19 protein-coding genes and 1 pseudogene are annotated in these 17,704 nt (G+C 49.5%); 13 read left to right on the top strand and 7 right to left on the bottom strand.

Annotation, left to right across the window (positions count from 1 at the left end; genetic code table 11):
- Positions 1–24 precede the first annotated feature (24 nt).
- Together MH144_RS23175 and MH144_RS23170 are read right to left on the bottom strand one after the other, a co-directional pair.
- Positions 25–1,014 carry a polysaccharide biosynthesis protein gene (locus MH144_RS23175; protein WP_239304543.1) on the bottom strand — a complete coding sequence of 330 codons (990 nt, stop codon included), beginning with the start codon at positions 1,012–1,014 and terminating at the stop codon, positions 25–27.
- Between the two features lie 18 nt (positions 1,015–1,032).
- Entirely contained in the window at positions 1,033–1,722 is a 690-nt protein-coding gene (locus MH144_RS23170; protein WP_239304541.1) for a glycosyltransferase, read from the bottom strand.
- Positions 1,723–1,971: 249 nt separating this feature from the next.
- Between MH144_RS23170 and MH144_RS23165 the strand changes: the two genes are divergently transcribed.
- Positions 1,972–2,682 carry a GT-D fold domain-containing glycosyltransferase gene (locus MH144_RS23165; RefSeq protein WP_239304539.1) on the top strand — a complete coding sequence of 237 codons (711 nt, stop codon included), beginning with the start codon at positions 1,972–1,974 and terminating at the stop codon, positions 2,680–2,682.
- 243 nt (positions 2,683–2,925) lie between these two features.
- Here MH144_RS23165 and MH144_RS23160 read toward each other — a convergent pair whose 3' ends face one another.
- Positions 2,926–3,333: a hypothetical protein gene (locus MH144_RS23160; RefSeq protein WP_239304537.1), complete on the bottom strand. Its 408-nt coding sequence runs from the start codon at positions 3,331–3,333 to the stop codon at positions 2,926–2,928.
- A gap of 190 nt (positions 3,334–3,523) precedes the next feature.
- Here MH144_RS23160 and MH144_RS23155 point away from each other — a divergent pair, with 190 nt between their 5' ends.
- The 12 genes and pseudogenes from MH144_RS23155 to MH144_RS23100 all read left to right on the top strand — a co-directional run bounded on the left by MH144_RS23155 (position 3,524) and on the right by MH144_RS23100 (position 13,051).
- Entirely contained in the window at positions 3,524–4,636 is a 1,113-nt protein-coding gene (locus MH144_RS23155; protein WP_239304535.1) for an RluA family pseudouridine synthase, read from the top strand.
- A 54-nt stretch (positions 4,637–4,690) separates the two neighbouring features.
- Positions 4,691–5,269 (top strand): SLOG family protein, encoded by a 579-nt coding sequence (locus MH144_RS23150; RefSeq protein WP_239304737.1) that lies wholly within the window; start codon positions 4,691–4,693, stop codon positions 5,267–5,269.
- A 112-nt stretch (positions 5,270–5,381) separates the two neighbouring features.
- On the top strand, positions 5,382–6,218 hold the full coding sequence (gene speD / locus MH144_RS23145) for an adenosylmethionine decarboxylase (protein WP_095289300.1): 837 nt from the start codon (positions 5,382–5,384) through the stop codon (positions 6,216–6,218).
- A 180-nt stretch (positions 6,219–6,398) separates the two neighbouring features.
- Positions 6,399–6,890 (top strand): annotated as a pseudogene (locus MH144_RS23140) (GNAT family N-acetyltransferase); the annotation flags it as partial.
- Positions 6,891–7,007: 117 nt separating this feature from the next.
- Positions 7,008–7,439, top strand: coding sequence for an NUDIX domain-containing protein (locus MH144_RS23135; protein ID WP_239304735.1), 432 nt, complete (start codon positions 7,008–7,010; stop codon positions 7,437–7,439).
- A 16-nt stretch (positions 7,440–7,455) separates the two neighbouring features.
- Entirely contained in the window at positions 7,456–7,974 is a 519-nt protein-coding gene (locus tag MH144_RS23130) for an ankyrin repeat domain-containing protein (protein ID WP_239304533.1), read from the top strand.
- 211 nt (positions 7,975–8,185) lie between these two features.
- On the top strand, positions 8,186–8,695 hold the full coding sequence (locus MH144_RS23125; protein WP_239304531.1) for an RNA polymerase sigma factor: 510 nt from the start codon (positions 8,186–8,188) through the stop codon (positions 8,693–8,695).
- A gap of 2 nt (positions 8,696–8,697) precedes the next feature.
- Positions 8,698–10,035, top strand: coding sequence for a DUF5643 domain-containing protein (locus MH144_RS23120; protein WP_239304529.1), 1,338 nt, complete (start codon positions 8,698–8,700; stop codon positions 10,033–10,035).
- A gap of 94 nt (positions 10,036–10,129) precedes the next feature.
- The gene (locus MH144_RS23115) at positions 10,130–11,173 is read left to right on the top strand and encodes a S66 family peptidase (RefSeq protein ID WP_239304527.1); all 1,044 of its coding nucleotides are present in this window, start codon (positions 10,130–10,132) and stop codon (positions 11,171–11,173) included.
- A gap of 64 nt (positions 11,174–11,237) precedes the next feature.
- Positions 11,238–11,543, top strand: a complete 306-nt coding sequence (locus MH144_RS23110) for a hypothetical protein (RefSeq protein ID WP_239304525.1) — start codon at positions 11,238–11,240, stop codon at positions 11,541–11,543.
- 278 nt (positions 11,544–11,821) lie between these two features.
- Positions 11,822–12,583, top strand: a complete 762-nt coding sequence (locus tag MH144_RS23105) for a threonine/serine exporter family protein (RefSeq protein ID WP_343226103.1) — start codon at positions 11,822–11,824, stop codon at positions 12,581–12,583.
- An 18-nt stretch (positions 12,584–12,601) separates the two neighbouring features.
- Entirely contained in the window at positions 12,602–13,051 is a 450-nt protein-coding gene (locus MH144_RS23100) for a threonine/serine exporter family protein (protein ID WP_239304523.1), read from the top strand.
- 132 nt (positions 13,052–13,183) lie between these two features.
- On the opposite strand, the gene MH144_RS23095 is transcribed toward MH144_RS23100, so the two are convergent.
- The 4 genes from MH144_RS23095 to MH144_RS23080 all read right to left on the bottom strand — a co-directional run bounded on the left by MH144_RS23095 (position 13,184) and on the right by MH144_RS23080 (position 17,674).
- The gene (locus MH144_RS23095) at positions 13,184–13,729 is read right to left on the bottom strand and encodes a DUF2569 domain-containing protein (RefSeq protein WP_239304521.1); all 546 of its coding nucleotides are present in this window, start codon (positions 13,727–13,729) and stop codon (positions 13,184–13,186) included.
- 103 nt (positions 13,730–13,832) lie between these two features.
- The gene (locus MH144_RS23090; RefSeq protein WP_239304519.1) at positions 13,833–15,695 is read right to left on the bottom strand and encodes a transglycosylase domain-containing protein; all 1,863 of its coding nucleotides are present in this window, start codon (positions 15,693–15,695) and stop codon (positions 13,833–13,835) included.
- Positions 15,692–16,414 (bottom strand): HAMP domain-containing protein, encoded by a 723-nt coding sequence (locus tag MH144_RS23085; RefSeq protein ID WP_239304517.1) that lies wholly within the window; start codon positions 16,412–16,414, stop codon positions 15,692–15,694. Before MH144_RS23085 ends, MH144_RS23090 begins: the two co-directional genes overlap by 4 nt.
- A 123-nt stretch (positions 16,415–16,537) precedes the next feature.
- Positions 16,538–17,674, bottom strand: a complete 1,137-nt coding sequence (locus MH144_RS23080) for a sensor histidine kinase (RefSeq protein ID WP_239304515.1) — start codon at positions 17,672–17,674, stop codon at positions 16,538–16,540.
- Positions 17,675–17,704: the final 30 nt, after the last annotated feature.

Raw genomic sequence — 17,704 nt, 5'->3', positions numbered from 1 at the left:
CTCCAAACACTCCGCCTCCCTTTGTTAGTCGATATAGCCGCCTGCACGCAAAAATTCGGCAATGGCCTGCCGCTTCATCAAGTCACTGTCCGAACCGTACTCGGAGAAGGTTACTCGGGGCAGTGTACGATATGCATCGCTCAGGCGCTTGTCCGGTTCCTGCGGCAGGATCACGTAATATTGTTCATCGTATTGATAGGTACGCGGCGCCTCATAAGGCGAAATCAGCACTTCATGCAATTTCTCACCTGGACGTATGCCCGTAACCTTATAGTCGAAGGCCGGTCGCCCGGCATATTCAAGCATGACAGACGCCAGCTCTGTCATTTTGCAGGCTTTCATTTTCATCACAAAGGTCTCACCGCCTACCGCAGCTCCAGCTGCCTTGAGTAGTAAATGAATGGCTTCCGTACGAGTCAGAAAAAAGCGGGTCATACCCTTATCCGTAATCGTTGGCATCTTACCCTCGTCAATCTGGCGACGGAACAAAGGCACTACACTACCGCTTGTACCCAGCACATTACCACCGCGGATGCAGACAAACCGGGTATGTTCACTCAGCCAATTGGCACGAATCATCATTTTTTCACCCAGCGCCTTCGTCATGCCGTATACGTTAATCGGATCTACGGCTTTGTCCGTCGAGACATCGATGACTTTTGGAATTTGCATACGGATCGCGGCCCGGATAATGTTCTGCGTACCGATGACATTCGTCTTGAACGCTTCGTCCGGCTGGTCCTCGCATACTGGAACATGTTTCAATGCAGCCAGATGAAAAAGAACGTCCACGCCCTTGCACGCATCTTCCACTGCCCGGTAATCCCGGATATCCCCAATGAGGAAACGCAGTCGGGCATCATGGCTGAATTCCCGCTGCATGGCAATCTGGGCATATTCGTTACGCGACAGGATGCGAATCTCGGCAGGGTCCTGTTCCAGCAGGACTTCAGTCAGCTTTTGACCCCAGGAGCCTGTTCCTCCAGTGATCAGAATCGTTTGTCCTTTAATCATGGATGAATCCCTCCCTAGTCAGATCATGAATTCACGTAATACCTGATCCATCTCGTCCCGGCTTAACCGGTCTTTTGGTGGTACCTTCTTAACCGAAGTGTTGTTGGAATGAACGATATTGACATAATTGCGCGGAGCGAGCAGCTCGTGCGGCAGATCGATGACATTGCCATGCGTACCTCTGCCTGGGAGCTTCACCCGGTATCCCGCTGCATACTCGGCCGTTTTGTATAAGTAGACATAGAATTGTGGTGAACGGTGAAATGCCGGGGCCATCTCGTTATTCACGCTGTCCCACAGGTATCCGTTCTGATTGATCAGTGCCATCGTCTGCGGCTGTGGTTGCACGTCATAGAGCTGCTGTACGAAGGTCCGGTGATACAGATCATCTGAATCCAGACGGGCAATATAGACGTACTCCGATCCTTCTGCAAAGGCCAGAATTGCCCGCACACTCTCGATGTTGGTCCCAAAACGAATGTTGCTAGGAAGTGGCTCCTGCTGGGCAAGAATCTCCTGCATCAAATCTCCCGACTCCTTGGATAGCTTCACAACTGTCAGAAAATCCTGATTTGTCTGCGCCTTAAGAGAGTGCAAGGTAAAGGTGCGAAAAATGCTCATTCTCCGCTCCAACCATTCTCTCGTAAGCCGCTGCGGATCCATCCCATAGTTGTTGAAATTAATCTCAATCACGACTTTCCTGGACATAACATTCCTCCTCATTCGAATCTGCCAATCTTCCTGCGCCGAAGACAGATTCATTTCATAGTTTTGGCAGTCGACTCTATAGCGTATGAAAGGAAGATAGAACCGGTACGGACACTTGCACTAGTTCCTATATAAATAGATTGATATACACCCCCAAGATTGCCCCTGCGGGTTGAACGTACAAAACGTTGAAGGAACGCGAACATAGAATAGAGCAATTCCATTTTCAAAGGAGGTCCGTAAGCTGCTATGAATTCACAATATCTTGAGATGGATGGTGTGCTGGATCAGCTGGAAACGGCGATCAGAGAACAACGTCCCTTCTCTCTTGTTCGCGTTGGGGATGGCGAGAATATTGTCATGTCCCAGGAAACGGTATGGACGACGGAGCAGGTTCTTCAAGAGCGCTGGGCCATTAAGGCCAATCTGGGGCAAAAAGGGCTTACCCTACCCAATACACAGCTCCGGGATGAAGTAGCTGCCTCCTTGCAGCGGGCCGATCTCGTAGGGGTTCTTCCCTACGGAGACAGTTCAATCAAAGCTCCCGATCATCTCAAACGGCCGCTAACCGACGTGCTGTTCGCCCATTTCGGCATCTCTCCAGCCCTCACTTGCCATGCCTGCGTGAACAGGGAATTGGCCCAGACGCCTCGCTTCTGGGAGATGCTCGGAGGCCAACGAATTCTGCTGGTTACCCGCGAGCTTGAGGCACTGCATAACATGCTGGTCCAGGAACCCTATCATCTGAACATTGCAGCAGCATTGCCTTTTGACAGCTGGGATCAGATGGGAGAAACGCTTCAGTGGATTCAAACCAACCGGGATGCTTTTGACGTTGCCCTCTTCTGCTGCGGTGTCAACGCGGTTGTGCTGGCGGAACGCACAGCTGCACTGGCGGGTAAGGTTGCAATCGACTTTGGCAAGGCCAATAACATCATTCTCAAAGGTCGTGCCAACTGATCTGCATAAATGAAACCTGACGGAGTAAACCGTCACACTCGCACGCTGCACAGCAAAAATCCCGGACTCCTGGAGCCGGGATTTTTGCTTCTCTGGTACATCTGAATCCAAGGATACTTCCTTGAGAGCCAAACCATCTTGAACCACCATCACTAGTTTGTTCCGGGTATAAGGCAAACTCTGCTGGTCTTGCAAATCAGGATTCTAACGCTCTACATCCAGTGGAAAGAGTTACAACTAATACTAAGGAGTTGCTGCAATGCCGTAGAACATTTCCGGTCCAGTACGCACTGCCGTAGACACTCCGGAAATAAACGAAGTATACACGCTTTCCAGAGCAGGTGGCGCTGACAGATCCTGCGCTGTAAACGTATGAAATTCGGCCCCGCCGTTCTGACCTATCGTGCCTTCAGCCCGATAGATTAAAAAGAATGGATCGTATAAGTGGCCACGTACGATTTCTACAACGAACGTATCTCCAAGTTCTCCGGTAACGCCAACCGTGCCATTCAAGGTGACAATGGGATTCACAACACCAAGGGTCTGAAGGCCAATTGAACCAAATGCTTCTGGAGTTGGACCTAGAGATAAACCGGGCTGTCCTACGGTTCCCGAGTTCATCGAAGTTCTCATATCGAGGAATACACCCATGAGTAACACCTCCAATGCTATGGGATACCTTATTCTATGAATCTCAATTCTCGCTCGCTTGGATGGATAACAGATTTGATCCACCTATTTTTATTTGCACCCGGTTAATGGTATATTGAACTGCATAAACGAAATGAACGGATCGTATGCACACAAGCGGTACAGGCTGTTCAGAAGGAGATTAGTATTCATGAATAAACGCAATCGATCAACAGGCCGTCCCTCGGCCAAAGGTAAAGGACCAGCGGGTGGTGCCTCGGCAGCACGTTCCACGAAAGCAAACTCTTCGTCTTCTGGGGCTTCCAAATCCCTTAATAGTGGAGCATCGAAGAAGCCCTTAGTCTCGAAAACCTCGACAGCTTCCAAACCCAAAGGTGCTCCTAAACGTGCGGGCAATGCCCATTATCGTAAACAGGAACCTCCTCGCCAATATAAAGTAACTGAGCCGGATGAGCTGCTGAACTTCCTGCTCCAACATCTAAAATCAGGCCGAAATGCAGTCAAGTCCATCCTGGGCCGTGGACAAGTATCCGTGGATCAGAAGGTGATTACCAAGTTTAATCAGGCGCTGACACCAGGGCAGATCGTATCCATCAGTAAGGAAGGCGCCGTAGCCGCCCCTACCATGTCAGGACTTACGATTTTGCATGAGGATGATGATATCATTGTCATTCGCAAAGAAGCTGGATTGTTGTCCATTGCTGCGGATCGCAGCGACGACCTTACCGCGTATCGACAATTGACCGAACATGTACGCCGCACCGATTCGCGGAACCGCATATTTGTCGTGCACCGGCTTGATCGGGATACATCAGGTGTCATGATGTTTGCGAAGAGTGAAGAAGTGAAGCAGAATCTGCAGGACAACTGGAAGGACAAGGTCCAGGAACGTGTATACGTGGCACTTGTCGAAGGTCAGGTAGCCAAACCGGTGGGTACCATTTCCTCGTGGCTGAAGGAAAGCAAAACATTGAAGATGTATTCCAGTCCACGTCCCAATGATGGACAGCATGCCGTCACACACTATAAAAGGCTGCAATCGAACCGTGAATTCTCCTTGCTCGAAGTTCGGCTGGAAACCGGCCGCAAAAACCAGATCCGCGTGCATATGGAAGATCTCGGACATCCCATCGCAGGTGACAAGAAATATGGTTCACGCACCAAAACACTCGGACGTCTTGGACTCCATGCGCGCGTGTTATCCTTCATTCATCCTACGACGGACGAACTCATGACATTCGAGACGGATATTCCGAAGCAGTTCCTTTATCCTTTCCGTACAGATGCGCCAGCTTCGAATTAATTTTGATGGTTGGGCATCTAGAAGACAAGTCGTGCTGAGAAGGAGGAAGTTACGCTGAAAAACCTGTTAATTACCGGATACCGGGCACATGAACTGCAAATTTTCGGACAGAAACATGAAGGGATTCCCTTCATCAAAAAGGCCATCTCCTCCCGCCTCACGCCGCTTGTGGAGGATGGGCTGGAATGGGTGCTAACCCCTGGACAATATGGTGTGGACCTGTGGGCCTGCGAGGTGGTGCTTGAGCTTAAGAAGACGTATCCCCACTTGAAGCTGTCCATCATCACTGCGTTTCAGAACCCGGAGGAACAATGGAAGGAAGACAAGCAGGAATACTACCGCACCATCCTTCAGGGCGTGGATTACTACGGAGCGGTGAGCAAGCAGCCCTACATCGGCCCATGGCAATTTACAGCACGGGATGACTTGCTGCTGCGCAAAAGCGATGGTATCCTGCTGGTCTATGATGAGGATGCCGCGGAGGGCAGCCCCCGATTTATGAAGGAAAAAGCCGTGAAGAAACAGCAGAATGAGGATTACACCATCATCAGTGTCACTTCCGAGGATATTCAGTCCATCGCCGAAGACGAGCGGATGAACAGTGTAAGCGAATATGAGGACTCCTCATTCTAATACGGCTGGATAAGCCGGAATTCGTACTTATGTTTTTTTTGGCGGAAGGTTGGGTATAAGTAGTATTAAAACTGCGATTACCATGTCGTATGGATAAAGGGGAACTGCAGCCATGACATTAACGCCTGAGCAGCGCATTCAACTGCATGGGTTCAACAACCTGACCAAGTCGCTGAGCTTCAACATGTACGACATCTGCTACACGAAAACCAAAGAAGAACGCGAAGCTTATATTGAATATATCGATGAACAGTACAACGCGGATCGGCTGAGCAAAATTCTGAAAAATGTCGCGGACATCATTGGTGCGCATGTACTCAATATCGCGCAGCAGGATTATGTCCCCCAAGGGGCCAGCGTGACGATGCTTGTCTCGGAAGGACCCATCGTGGAGGTTCCGGAGGAATCGTTTGAAGAATCCCCAGGCCCGCTTCCGGACAATGTCGTCATGCAGCTCGACAAGAGCCATATCACCGTTCATACGTATCCCGAATTTCACCCCAGTGAAGGAATCAGTACCTTTCGTGCCGACATCGACGTCTCCACCTGTGGGGAAATCTCGCCGCTGAAGGCGCTGAATTATCTGATCCATTCCTTTGACACGGATATCATGATCATGGATTATCGGGTTCGTGGATTCACGCGGGATACAAGCGGCCGCAAGCTGTTTATAGACCATGAGATCGGTTCGATTCAGAACTATATTCCGGACGAGATCAAAAAAGGCTTCGACATGATTGACGTTAACGTGTATCAGGAAAATATTTTCCACACGAAATGCAAACTGAAGGCGTTTGATCTCGACAACTACCTCTTTGGTTATACCAAGGATAAGCTGAGCCAGGCGGAACAGCATGAAATTACGGAGTGGCTCAAGCTGGAGATGGATGAGATTTATTATGGTAAAAATATAAACCGTCCTTCTGTACAGAATTCCGATTCGTTATAATTCATCATCGGGCTATGCGCCCCACCAACAGGGCTTTGCTGACAACTGGGTCGGCAGAGCCTTTTTGCTGTCTTTCGGCAATTGTCTGGTATCCATAGTATAATAATCATACGAGACATTTTTAGCTAACACGACCTAAAACCTAAAGCAGATTATAAAATCAAAAGAGGTGCACGCAGCATGGCTCCACGTAACTTGAATGCTTTTCACGGCTCCAAAGTCCGGCTCGCCGCCCCATGCCCGGAAGATTGCATGCGTCTGGCACGTTACACGGACAATTACGAATATTTGCGCAACCTGGATACAGACATTGCAGTTCCGCTAACCCCGGACGAAACGGGTTCATCTGCTGTCCGAAGAGACAACGGTTTTGAATTTGCCCTGCGAACACTGGAGGACAATCGATTTATCGGATTTACCGCCCTTTACCGGATTGAATGGAACAATCGCTCGGCTCGCCTTGCCATTGGCATTGGTGAAGATAAGGATCGTGGGCAGGGATACGGGAGTGATGCACTTGCCCTGATTATTCGTTATGGATTTCATGAACTGAATCTGAACCGAATTGCGCTGGAAGTGATTGAATACAATGAAGCCGCCAGATGGGCGTATCTAAAAGCCGGATTCAGGGAGGAAGGTCGGCAGCGCTCCGCTGTGTTGCGAGATGGAACCCATTATGACCTGATCTCCATGAGCATTCTGGCTGAGGAGTGGGCTGCCCGGACCGGACTTCCGCTGTCGTTCCAATCCACGTCGCCGAAGCTGAAATCCGAATACGCAGCTTCCACTATGCCCGCTGCAGCTGCCTCCGATCAACCTCGTATCGGTGTCGGGGCTGTTATCCTGAACGAACGTAATGAGGTGCTTCTCGTATGGCGGAATCGTCAGCCGGAGCAGTACACTTGGAGCATTCCCGGGGGCAAAGTCGACCCTTACGAATCACTCGAAACGGCGGTCATTCGGGAGATCAAGGAAGAAGTGGATCTGGATATTACCATCGATCAATTACTCTGCACCGCTGAGACCATTCGTCCGGAACGAGAAGAACATTGGATATCAGTCCTTTACTCAGCCCGGAATATCCGCGGCATCGCCCGGAATCTGGAAGAAGGTGGAGCGATAGGCGAGATCGGCTGGTTCCCGCTCCATGACCTGCCTTCTCCACTCGCCTGTTTTGCCGTACCTGGCCTAGAGGCAGCTAAGCGAATTTATATGGATTAGAATGGAGGTCATTCGGTTGAATCAATCCGAAGCAATTCACGCACTATTTCAGGCAGCACAACATGGAGATGTGGCGAAGCTGCAATCGCTCCTTGCTACCTACCCTGAGCTGGCCAATACCGAGAATGGAGATGGGCTTACCCCGCTGGGATATGCCTCGCATTATGGACAAGCAGATGCAGTTCGTACTCTCCTGGATCATGGATCAGATGTAAATGCCATTTCTCATTCCAAGATCTCATTCATTCCTTCCAATACGGCGCTGCATGCGGCGCTTGCAGGGGAGCGGTCTTCAGAGATCATCCGTTTGTTGCTGGAACATGGAGCATCTTGCAGCATCCTCGACAGTGATGGACAGAACGCCCTCCATTCTGCAGCTTTTCATACGGATCAGGCTGAACTAATTCAACTGCTGCTTCAGCATGGTGCGGACCCGAATGCTCTGAATGCAGCAGGTCAAACTGCACTGGACATTGCAACTGAACGCGGCAACACTTCTACCGCCTCATATCTGCGAGAAGCAGCTGCAACGTAATAGCAATCCATCGCAGGCCAAGTGAAACCAAACTTGAATAACCGTCAGGACTCTTGTTGAACTACAAAGAGACAGCCTGGCGGTTGTTTGCTATCTGATCCAAGGTATTGAACGAGAGTTTAGCAATGATCTACATATTTTTCTAAAAGCAAGAACCGATTGGCCCTTCACACGGTCTAATACGAAACAGAGCCATGAAAGGAGGCGCCATGTGACCCCTACAGAGCTTACCGCTGCCGCACAAAAAGGGGATGCTGAGGCTTTTGCAGCCTTGATGGCAATGCATCAGAGCCGCCTGTATCGGATCGCTTATGCTTACCTTCACAACGAGGGTGATGCCCTGGAAGCGATACAGGAGTCTACATACCGAGCATACCGCAAACTAAAAAAACTAAAAGAGCCTTCATACTTCGGCACCTGGCTTATTCGTATCCTGCTCAATTACTGTGCAGACGAGCGCAAACGAAAGAACCGTTACAGCCCCGTCACAGAGATGCACGAACCAAGCAGCTGGGACCGGCCCGAGGACCCGGATCTCGCCGCAGCAGTATCTGCATTGGACCCGGATTGCAAGCAGATTATTATCCTGAGTTATTTCGAAGGATTCTCCCTGACCGAAACCGCAGAGATCCTCGAAATCCCGGTAGGTACGGTCAAATCCCGACTTCACCGGACACTTGGACAGCTTCGTGCTCAGCTAGAAATGAAAGGAGATGTATGATCATGACCGATGAACAGAAGCAGCTTGAGGAGTTGGAACAACGTTTGCATGGACGTAAAACGGAATACGATACGATCACTGTTCCGGATGGTGCTGTACATCAGTCCGTACAGACCGGAGTACGACAGGCTGCACGCAGGCGCAAATCGCGGGTGCGCTGGTACATGAGCTCAATCTCGGCAGCGGCCATCATCCTGCTGTTTACCGGATGTATCCGAGTCTCCCCTGCCTTTGCCTCCTTCGTGGAGCAATGGCCTGGCATGGAAGGCATCGTCAGCATGATTCGCCAGGATAAAGGGCTGCAGATGGCGATTGATCAATCCCTACTGCAGAAGGTCGGGATTACCGACGAGCATGACGGCGCTTCCGTGACCATTGACGGTATTATTACTGATGAGTCACGTATGGTAATTTTTTATACGATGAAAGGCATGAAAAATCCGGAGAAGGGTGAGTATGATATCGACTTGCTGGATGGGAATGGTGACCATCTTCCTGTTGCTTTTGGCTATTCTTCACCCAAATCCACTTCAGACGAGAATGTGTACGAGAATATGATTGATGTTGTTTTTACCGACGAGGCCAACCCACCCGACGAGCTGAATGTGGTGTTCAAAACCAGAGGTAAAGCGAATCCTGGAGAATGGAAGGTCACTTTACCGGTGGACAAAAATTTGACCAAAGGCATGAAGAGAGTCCTGCCGGTGAATCAAACATTAACGGTAGATGGGCAGCGTATTGATGTTAAACAAGCTACCCTGTATCCGACTCGTCTCGTGCTTGATGTGACATTCGATCCGAAGAATACCAAGAAGGTGTTTGGGCTCAGCGATCTTCAATTGGTTGATGAGCAAGGGCGTGCATGGAGAACGGACACAACGATGGGTGGCGATGGCGAACGTTCCATTTACTTTGAGAGCATGTATTTCTCCATTCCGAAAAAGCTGACTTTGCAGGGTTCTGGTCTTTCTGGTCTTGATAAGGATGAACTGGATCTCTCCCTTGATTTGGAGTCGGGGAATATTACGGGAGGCCCTCCCACTATGAAGTTTATAGGAAGCCAAATTGTAGGCAAAGACCGGATTCTAATGTTCTCTGTACCAGACATGGAAGGTGGGTTTGCTCTGGGCTTTACTGAGATTAAGGACGAGGCTGGTAAGACTTATAACGTTCCAACCTCAAGTTACCGCTCGGGAGATGGAGATTCTTCGGGGATCACTACCGTCCACTCTACTGTAGAAAATGGAGCAAAAATAAAAGGTCTTCTAAAAATGAAGCTGAGCACCTATCCAATGAAAATCAAAGCACCCTTCTCTCTCGAAATTCCTTTGGATAACTAATTCTTAAAATAGCTGCTGGAATAAATAGGGGCACTCTATATAATGGAAATCATCTATCAAAAAATAATGATAAACAGAAACGGAGGCTTACACAATGAATACCCATTCCATCCGTTACCCCCAGCCACTTGCTTCAGGAGACACCATTGGCGTAGCCGCACCTTCCAGTGGTGTGGATGAATCCCTGCATCATTATCTGAATGAGAGCAAACGCAATATGGAGCGACTTGGTTTTCACGTTCAGGAGAGTCGCTGGCTGCGGCAAAATATCAAATGTGTAAGCTCATCCAAAGAGAACCGTGCAGAAGAGTTACACACCTTTTTCCATGATCCAGCGATCAAGGCCATCATTCCACCTTGGGGTGGAGAGTTTCTGATGGATATCCTGCCATTGCTGGATTGGGAAGCTCTGCGGTCACTACCGCCGAAATGGGTTCTAGGCTACTCGGATATCAGCACTTTTTTATTCACCTATACCCTGCTCACAGGAACAGCTACAGCACATGGTACCAACTATGTGGACCTTAGATCGAACAAACTCGATCCCGTGACTGCCCGCTGGATTGATGTATTACAGACGGGGCAGGGAGGACAGATTACGCAATCTTCCTCCACTCATTATCAATCGGCCTGGATCCGGGAGTCACCTGGTTTCAATCTGGACACCCCTTCTCGCTGGAAAATTCTTGGTCAACCCGATGATGCGAATGCCGCTGTTACGTTCTCGGGACGACTCCTGGGCGGTTGTATGGATACGATCACCTGCCTGATCGGTACTCCTTATGCTCCGGTTGCAACGTATCTGGAGCAGTATTGCGCGGATGAAGGCACCATATGGTATTTGGAGAGCTGCGAAATGAACGCAGGGGATATTTATCGCCATCTTTGGCAGATGAGACAGGCCGGCTGGTTTGCGGGCGTAAAGGGCTTTTTGTTTGGCAGACCAGCAGGTTATTCGGATACCGGAGATTTCAATTTCACCGATGCTCTGTCCTCGGCACTGGGGGATCTGAATGTGCCTATACTTTACGATGTGGACCTCGGTCACATTCCCCCGCAGATTACTTTTGTGAACGGAGCACTGGGTCATGTCGACTACCAGGCTGGACGCGCGGGACTTCAGATGTCATTTGTGTAATCACCTTTTGTAGGCGGATGCATACCTTGAAGTAAGAACTTATTTCGAGGAAGGGTTGTGCACCATGTCTGAATCCACATCCACGCCATCCGCACGCGTCGTCTACCAGGCCAATCAACCGATGCTCCAATCCGTGCAAAGCGTGCGGAATATGCTTCATCATACAGCCCGGCAATATGTGGGCCAGAAAGTACAGGTCCAAAATATCGATGGTCAGGTATGGGAAGGCGTCATCATCAGTGCAGATCGAGGAATTCTGTATCTTCAGGTTACACCAATGCATGGATATCCGGAGCAGCGCGCACTGTTTGGACCAACCATCCTGCCACTCGTGCTGTATGAGCTGCTGGTTATTACCCTGTTAATGTAGGACATACAATGGGCAATAACGCAACATTCAAAAGGCTTTGCTCCTGTCACCTTCGGGGATTAGGAACGAAGCCTTTTCGGTGCTGCTGCAAACGATTGAGCGGTTGTATTAAATATGTGTTCATGACTTTATTGCTCGTGCGGTATGTTTCCGTGTTAACGTGTGAAATATGATACAATGGTGTCGGCCCCAGGCCTTATCTCATAAGAAACGGAGCATGATCCCGCTTGGAATACAACCCTCTTGATCCCCTTCCCACGGTCCAGACCGAGAAGGAGATTCCGGAAAAAAATACGACTGAACAGTCCCGCGTGATAGCCATCTGCTTGTTGGCAGGCAAAATCATGCTGCAAAGCGGGGGTGAAACCTACCGTGTGGAAGACACGATGAAACGGATGGCTGCCGCCCTGGGACTGCCTCATTCACATAGCTATGTTGTACCGACAGGTATCTTTTTCTCGGTAGATGCTACCGAACCAGCCAAGCTGATTCGGATCTCCGAGCGTACCACAGACTTGGATAAGGTGTCCGAAGTGAACGCCGTTTCCCGCCGCATAGGCCAAGGGCAACTCTCTGTTCAGGAAGCTCATGATCTGCTGCTGCAGATTGAAGGTAAACCCTCTTCCTATTCTGCACGGGTTAAACTGCTTGCCGCGGCACTTTCGAGCGGTTGTTTTACTATCATGTTCGGCGGAGGCTGGGATGACTTCCTTCCTGCCGTGATCTGCGGAGGGATCGGTTATGCCGCAGTTATCGTTTTCCACCGGCTGGTGCTGGTTAAGTTTTTCGCAGAGCTGAGCGCTGCCTTTGTAATTGGCTTACTCGCCTTCTTACTGGTTGCTATCGGAGCTGGACATGAACGCGACAAAATCATCATTGGATCGGTGATGCCACTCGTACCCGGACTCCTGATTACCAATGCTGTGCGTGATCTGATGGCTGGACATCTGGTGTCCGGGTTATCCAAGGGAGCTGAGGCGTTCCTGACGGCGTTTGCCATTGGTACAGGCATTGCGGTTGTATTTTCACTTTTTACGTAAGACGGAGGTATGCAGGTTATGCTTCATTTTATAGAACAAGCGCTGACCAGCTTTGTCGCTTCGGCTGCGTTTGGCATCATATTCAATGCACCACGTCGCATGCTGCTTCATGGCGGCTTCGTCGGTATGATTGGCTGGATTATCTATGTCGTGCTGGAATATGCGGCAGATGCCGTTCCTGCCACACTTGCAGCCACCATCGCAGTTGGTGTGATCAGCCAAATGTTCTCCCGCCTGTTCCGGGCGCCGGTCATTATCTTCAGCGTCGCCGGCATCATTCCACTCGTCCCTGGTGGTCTCGCGTATAACGCCATGCGCAGCTTTGTACAGAATGACTACAGTGCGGCCATGGAGATGGCTGCCAAAGCACTAATGTTATCCGGAGCCATCGCTGTAGGGCTCGTACTCTCTGAAGTTCTCAATCAGATGATACGCCGGCTGCCTGGCGTGCTAAGGGCCAAATCATAATCGGTTCTGGAACTACATGTCGACTTATACTTCAGACGGTCATAGAAAAGGCCCGTTACATCAGGATTCAACCTGATCGTAACGGGCCTTTTAACATGTAATGTTTTTGGGTGATTGGTGGGTACGAGCCAATTATTTTACGAATGTGTTTTTCACCCGGACCGACTTCTTAAAATATGGAATGAAGATACAGCATGTCAGTATCGATCTGATGGTTAAATTCCGTGCGGGAGTTGTATCGAACGCGTTCAGCGCTCCTGGAATCTCAGTCTGACCAATCATGACCCATGTCCCGATGGCAGCCAGCACGTTAGCCAAGTACAGCATGATCATCATGCGTGGAAACTGCCTTTTTTTCGTATACAACAGGACCAAATTCACAATAACGATGACCAGAAGAATGATGTTACTTATGGCTCCGTACCATAATAACGGGTTCATGACACGATGGTACAGGTCCAGATCCGCCTCACTGAACATTCCTCGATCGGCTGGATTCATGATAACAGAAACCTGGGACAGATCCACAACCAGTAGCAGAAGCGAAGCAATTAAACTAATTTGAATTAGAATAAGCCAGCCGCCCAATCCGGATATTCCAGGCAACTCCACCCTTGTCCCAGGTTCAGCAAACAATTGTCTTGTGTCAACCTCGGTGTTACGTTCTTGATCTCCCATCTCATCCTCCCTCCAAACCGTTAAAACGTACATTATACCTTATAATCCATATTTTGTGTTGTAAATCAAGAAAGAAAAGACAACAAATTGGATCTATTCAGCTCTACCGACCTGCACGGTTCATTACTGATGCAAACAAATCTGCCGCCGCACCGCTGCTCGAACGCATGTAATGTTCTGCATCGGTGTGATCAAATCCCATCCAGACAGCTGCAGTCCACTTGCTCGTGTAACCGACGAACCACAGGTCCCGATTACCCTTACTGCCAATCCCAGGTACTGCTGCCTGTGTCGTTCCCGTCTTCCCCGCCACCTTATACCGGCTCAGCTGGGCCCGGCTGCCGGTTCCCTGGCTAACCACATTTTGCAGCATCATGGTCATTGTATTAGCCGTATTCGCTGTGATCACCTGCTTGTGCTCGGGTCGATACGCGTAAATAATTCGTCCATTCGTGTCCCTAATTTCTCGAATTAGATGTGCCGAATTGAATCTGCCATTATTGGCAAACACAGAATAGGCCTGGGCCATTTTCAGCGGCGATACGCCTTTATGTACACCTCCCAGCGCAATGGAGAGGTTGAAATCTTCCTGATCCAGTTCAATACCCAGCCGGCTTGCAAACTCATGTGCCTGTTTCAGCCCCGTCTCGTTCAGGAGCCATACCGCTGGTGCATTAATGGACTTCTGGAGTGCAAATGACATCGTGACAGAACCTCTATACTGCCCTCCCAGATTGCTTGGCCGATAACTGCCATACGATGTGCGTTTGTCAGGCAGCATGCTCTCCGGCTTATAATGACCCGATTCCAGAGCCGGACCGTACGCAATAATTGGCTTAAATGCCGAACCAGGCTGCCTCGCGTCGGTGATTGCCCGATTCATGCCACCCGTCACTGGGTTTCGTCCACCCATCATCGCTTTCACTTCACCATTATGCTGATCAATAATAACCATACTCGCCTGTACCTGTTCATCTTCCCGATCATCGCTAAACCGTGAGGGGTCACGGAATGCTTCCTCCATGGCAAGCTGTGCCTGGCTGTCGAGTCCGGTGTGAATGGTCCATCCTGCGGATTGAATATCCGTTTCTCGTTTGCCCGTGAGACGAGCGGCTTCCTGCATCACTGTATCCACCGCAGATATATAATCCGGCATCGGTTGATCTGTTGTAGCAGACACAGATGCTGCTTCTGGTGGCGTATAGTCTACGCGGCGTGCTTCCTGCATTTGTTCTTGGGTAATCAGACCCTGTTCGTGCATGAGAGTAAGGATAACGGAACGCCTGTGCTTGGATCGCTCATCATCATCCACCGGATTATAGATGGAAGGCCCCTTGGGAATACCCGCAAGCGTAGCGATCTGCCATAGCTCAAGCTGATGCAGGTCTTCATGGCCGAAGTAACGCCGCGCGGCTGCTTTCACCCCATACTGCTGGCGACCCATATAAATATGATTCAGATACATTTCCAGTAGTTCATCCTTGTTAAATCTCTTCTCCAGTGAAATGGTTATCGACATTTCGTTCACTTTCCGCACCAGCGTTTTCTCTCCACTCAAGTACAGATTTCTGGCTAACTGCTGCGTAATGGAGCTACCTCCCTGACTCCAATCCATGTGTACGATATCCTGCACAATAGCCCGGCTTATTCCGAAGTAATCGATCCCTTCATGCTGATAAAAACGGCGGTCTTCCGTAGCCAAAAATGCTTGTATTAACAACTCCGGCATCTCTTCGAGATCCGCATATTCTGCAAATCCGCTCGACTGCGTACGGAATCTCGCAACTTCAACTCCAGTCGAGTCGGTAATAACGGTCGAAGAAGCTTTGGCTATGGCCTCCGGATGATTGCGCACTATAGCCTCACCGTATAGAGCCATGTATAGACAACCTATCAGCAACAAAACAACAACGATTACCGCTGCATCAAAAATATGATACATTCCCTTCTTTATTTTCTTTCTCAATATCCCTGCTCCCTGCCTTCCTGCTCTTCCGGGAAGGCTTGTTCACGCGCATCCAGGTGAACGGACTCAAGCGCATGCTGTAACAGTAATGTCTGCTCATAGGCAAGCTTAACCCAACGCTCTATCTCGGCTTCCTCTCGGCAGTGTCCATTCATTATCTCCTCCAGAGCAGAACGAACACCATACAGCGTCAGTTTGATCGGCAAATCGGCTTGTGCGGAATCTCGCTGCACTTCATCTCTTTTCATCTTTTCGTCAGCATGATTATCGAGACCTGGAGTATATTCAGTCATTGAAGCGAAACCTTCATGTCCACTCAACTGCCCCTTATGCATGCGAAGCGCGACATCATTCAGGTTGGCTGCAATCTGCCGAAGCTCACCTCGATTCAACACCTCAATTGGGGCGGGAATCTGCCCTGCTGCCATCTTCTGTGTTCCCAAGGTAATTCGGTTCATATCGTCTGAAATTTTCTGGGATCGAATCCAAAAGAACAGAGCAAATAAGGCTACTCCGATGAATATCAAGAAAGGCCTTGTTCCGACATGATTGATTCCCCAGTGGACGATACGATTCACCCCAGTGGCCTCAGACAAGATGTGATGATAAGCGAAACGGGACATGCGATAAACGACAAACAGGAGCATGGCGCTAAGCAGCGCACTTGCTCCACAAATGTATATGTATCTTAATCTGACTGTACGTAATGAACCTCTCATATTCGGTCTCCTCCTCCATTTATGCAGATCCTTGTGGATTGAGGTTAAGCTTACCGAATACTTCTTAATAAGGAAGTGGTTAACTTCTTATCATTTTCTTAATATATGCTGCTTCTGTTACCTTCACTGTTCCTCTGAATCATGATGAACAGAGGCAGGTGCCAGTGGGAAGCGGGTCACAAAATCGGTTCTGCCATTCTCACTGAATGCAGCGATACGGCCATGATGCAGCTCAATCATGGATTTCGCAATAGCCAGACCAAGCCCCGTGCCTCCCGTGTCGCGCGAGCGAGATTTGTCGACCCGGTAGAACCTTTCGAATAGACGAGGCAGATCCTGGGCCGGGATAGGTTCTCCATAATTACTGATACGAACCACTGCTTCTCCCTCATCAAGGGATAATGCAATCTCAACAACTTTCCCTTGTGCTCCATACCGGATTGCATTGCTGAACAAATTCTCGTAGGCCCGAACAAGCTCTCCCGGAGCTGCCATAATCCAGAGCGGCTCCTGACCGCCAGTGATCTTGTACGTCATGCCTGCCTCTTCCAGCATTGGAGCAAACTCTTCGGCCAGCTGCATCAGGAACGGATTCAGGTTAAGTGGTGTCAGAGACAAGGGAAGGCTTCCTCCGCTAACACGCGTATACTCAAATAAATCATCAATCAGTTTCCTTAAGGTTAAGGATTTCTCGTATGCAATGCTGACATAATAACGCATTTCAATCTCATCCTGGTAACGATCCTTCTCGATGTACTCCAGAAAGCCAAGAATGGAAGTCAGCGGCGTTCTGAGATCATGAGAAATACCCGTGATCAGGTCATTTTTGGCAGCTACTGCACTTCGCTCTTCCTGCAGTGATTGCTGCAATTGTTCAGCCATCTGATTGATGCTGGCAGCTACAACGCCGAATTCATCCGATGTCTTCACCTCGATCCGGTGTGACAGCTCCCCTTTGGCTACCTCCTGGATGCCGTCAGTAATTTCGTCCAGAACCAGCATCACCCTGCGCGTGAACAGGAAAAAGAACAAGACAAAAGCTAGCACGCCGATCATAATCATCAGCGGAACAGAACCAATATTGTTGATTAGCCAACGGATTCCTCTGGCCGGAATGGAGTAATTGGGATATACCTGGGCTGTCAGAATGGATTGCACAACCTTGCTGCCGCCATACAAAATAGCTGCCGTCAAAATTCCGCTCAGCAGAAAGGCATAGATAAACTTCCACCGAACCGTATTAATTAATTTTGAATTCATCTACAAGACTCCCTGCTCATGTGCTTCAAC

Source organism: Paenibacillus sp. ACRRY (genome assembly GCF_022346995.1).
Classification (GTDB): Bacteria; Bacillota; Bacilli; order Paenibacillales; family Paenibacillaceae; genus Paenibacillus.
The sequence above is the reverse complement of the archived record's forward strand: the minus strand, read 5'-3'. Positions and strand labels throughout refer to the sequence as shown.

Bases quoted from the DNA above. Each gene is read 5' to 3' on its own strand.
- MH144_RS23175 (WP_239304543.1), bottom strand. From the start codon at position 1,014: ATGATTAAAGGACAAACGATTCTGATCACTGGAGGAACAGGCTCCTGG.
- MH144_RS23170 (WP_239304541.1), bottom strand. From the start codon at position 1,722: ATGTCCAGGAAAGTCGTGATTGAGATTAATTTCAACAACTATGGGATG.
- MH144_RS23165 (WP_239304539.1), top strand. From the start codon at position 1,972: ATGAATTCACAATATCTTGAGATGGATGGTGTGCTGGATCAGCTGGAA.
- MH144_RS23160 (WP_239304537.1), bottom strand. From the start codon at position 3,333: ATGGGTGTATTCCTCGATATGAGAACTTCGATGAACTCGGGAACCGTA.
- MH144_RS23155 (WP_239304535.1), top strand. From the start codon at position 3,524: ATGAATAAACGCAATCGATCAACAGGCCGTCCCTCGGCCAAAGGTAAA.
- speD (WP_095289300.1), top strand. From the start codon at position 5,382: ATGACATTAACGCCTGAGCAGCGCATTCAACTGCATGGGTTCAACAAC.
- MH144_RS23135 (WP_239304735.1), top strand. From the start codon at position 7,008: ATGCCCGCTGCAGCTGCCTCCGATCAACCTCGTATCGGTGTCGGGGCT.
- MH144_RS23120 (WP_239304529.1), top strand. From the start codon at position 8,698: ATGACCGATGAACAGAAGCAGCTTGAGGAGTTGGAACAACGTTTGCAT.
- MH144_RS23115 (WP_239304527.1), top strand. From the start codon at position 10,130: ATGAATACCCATTCCATCCGTTACCCCCAGCCACTTGCTTCAGGAGAC.
- MH144_RS23110 (WP_239304525.1), top strand. From the start codon at position 11,238: ATGTCTGAATCCACATCCACGCCATCCGCACGCGTCGTCTACCAGGCC.
- MH144_RS23100 (WP_239304523.1), top strand. From the start codon at position 12,602: ATGCTTCATTTTATAGAACAAGCGCTGACCAGCTTTGTCGCTTCGGCT.
- MH144_RS23095 (WP_239304521.1), bottom strand. From the start codon at position 13,729: ATGGGAGATCAAGAACGTAACACCGAGGTTGACACAAGACAATTGTTT.
- MH144_RS23085 (WP_239304517.1), bottom strand. From the start codon at position 16,414: ATGAGAGGTTCATTACGTACAGTCAGATTAAGATACATATACATTTGT.
- MH144_RS23080 (WP_239304515.1), bottom strand. From the start codon at position 17,674: ATGAATTCAAAATTAATTAATACGGTTCGGTGGAAGTTTATCTATGCC.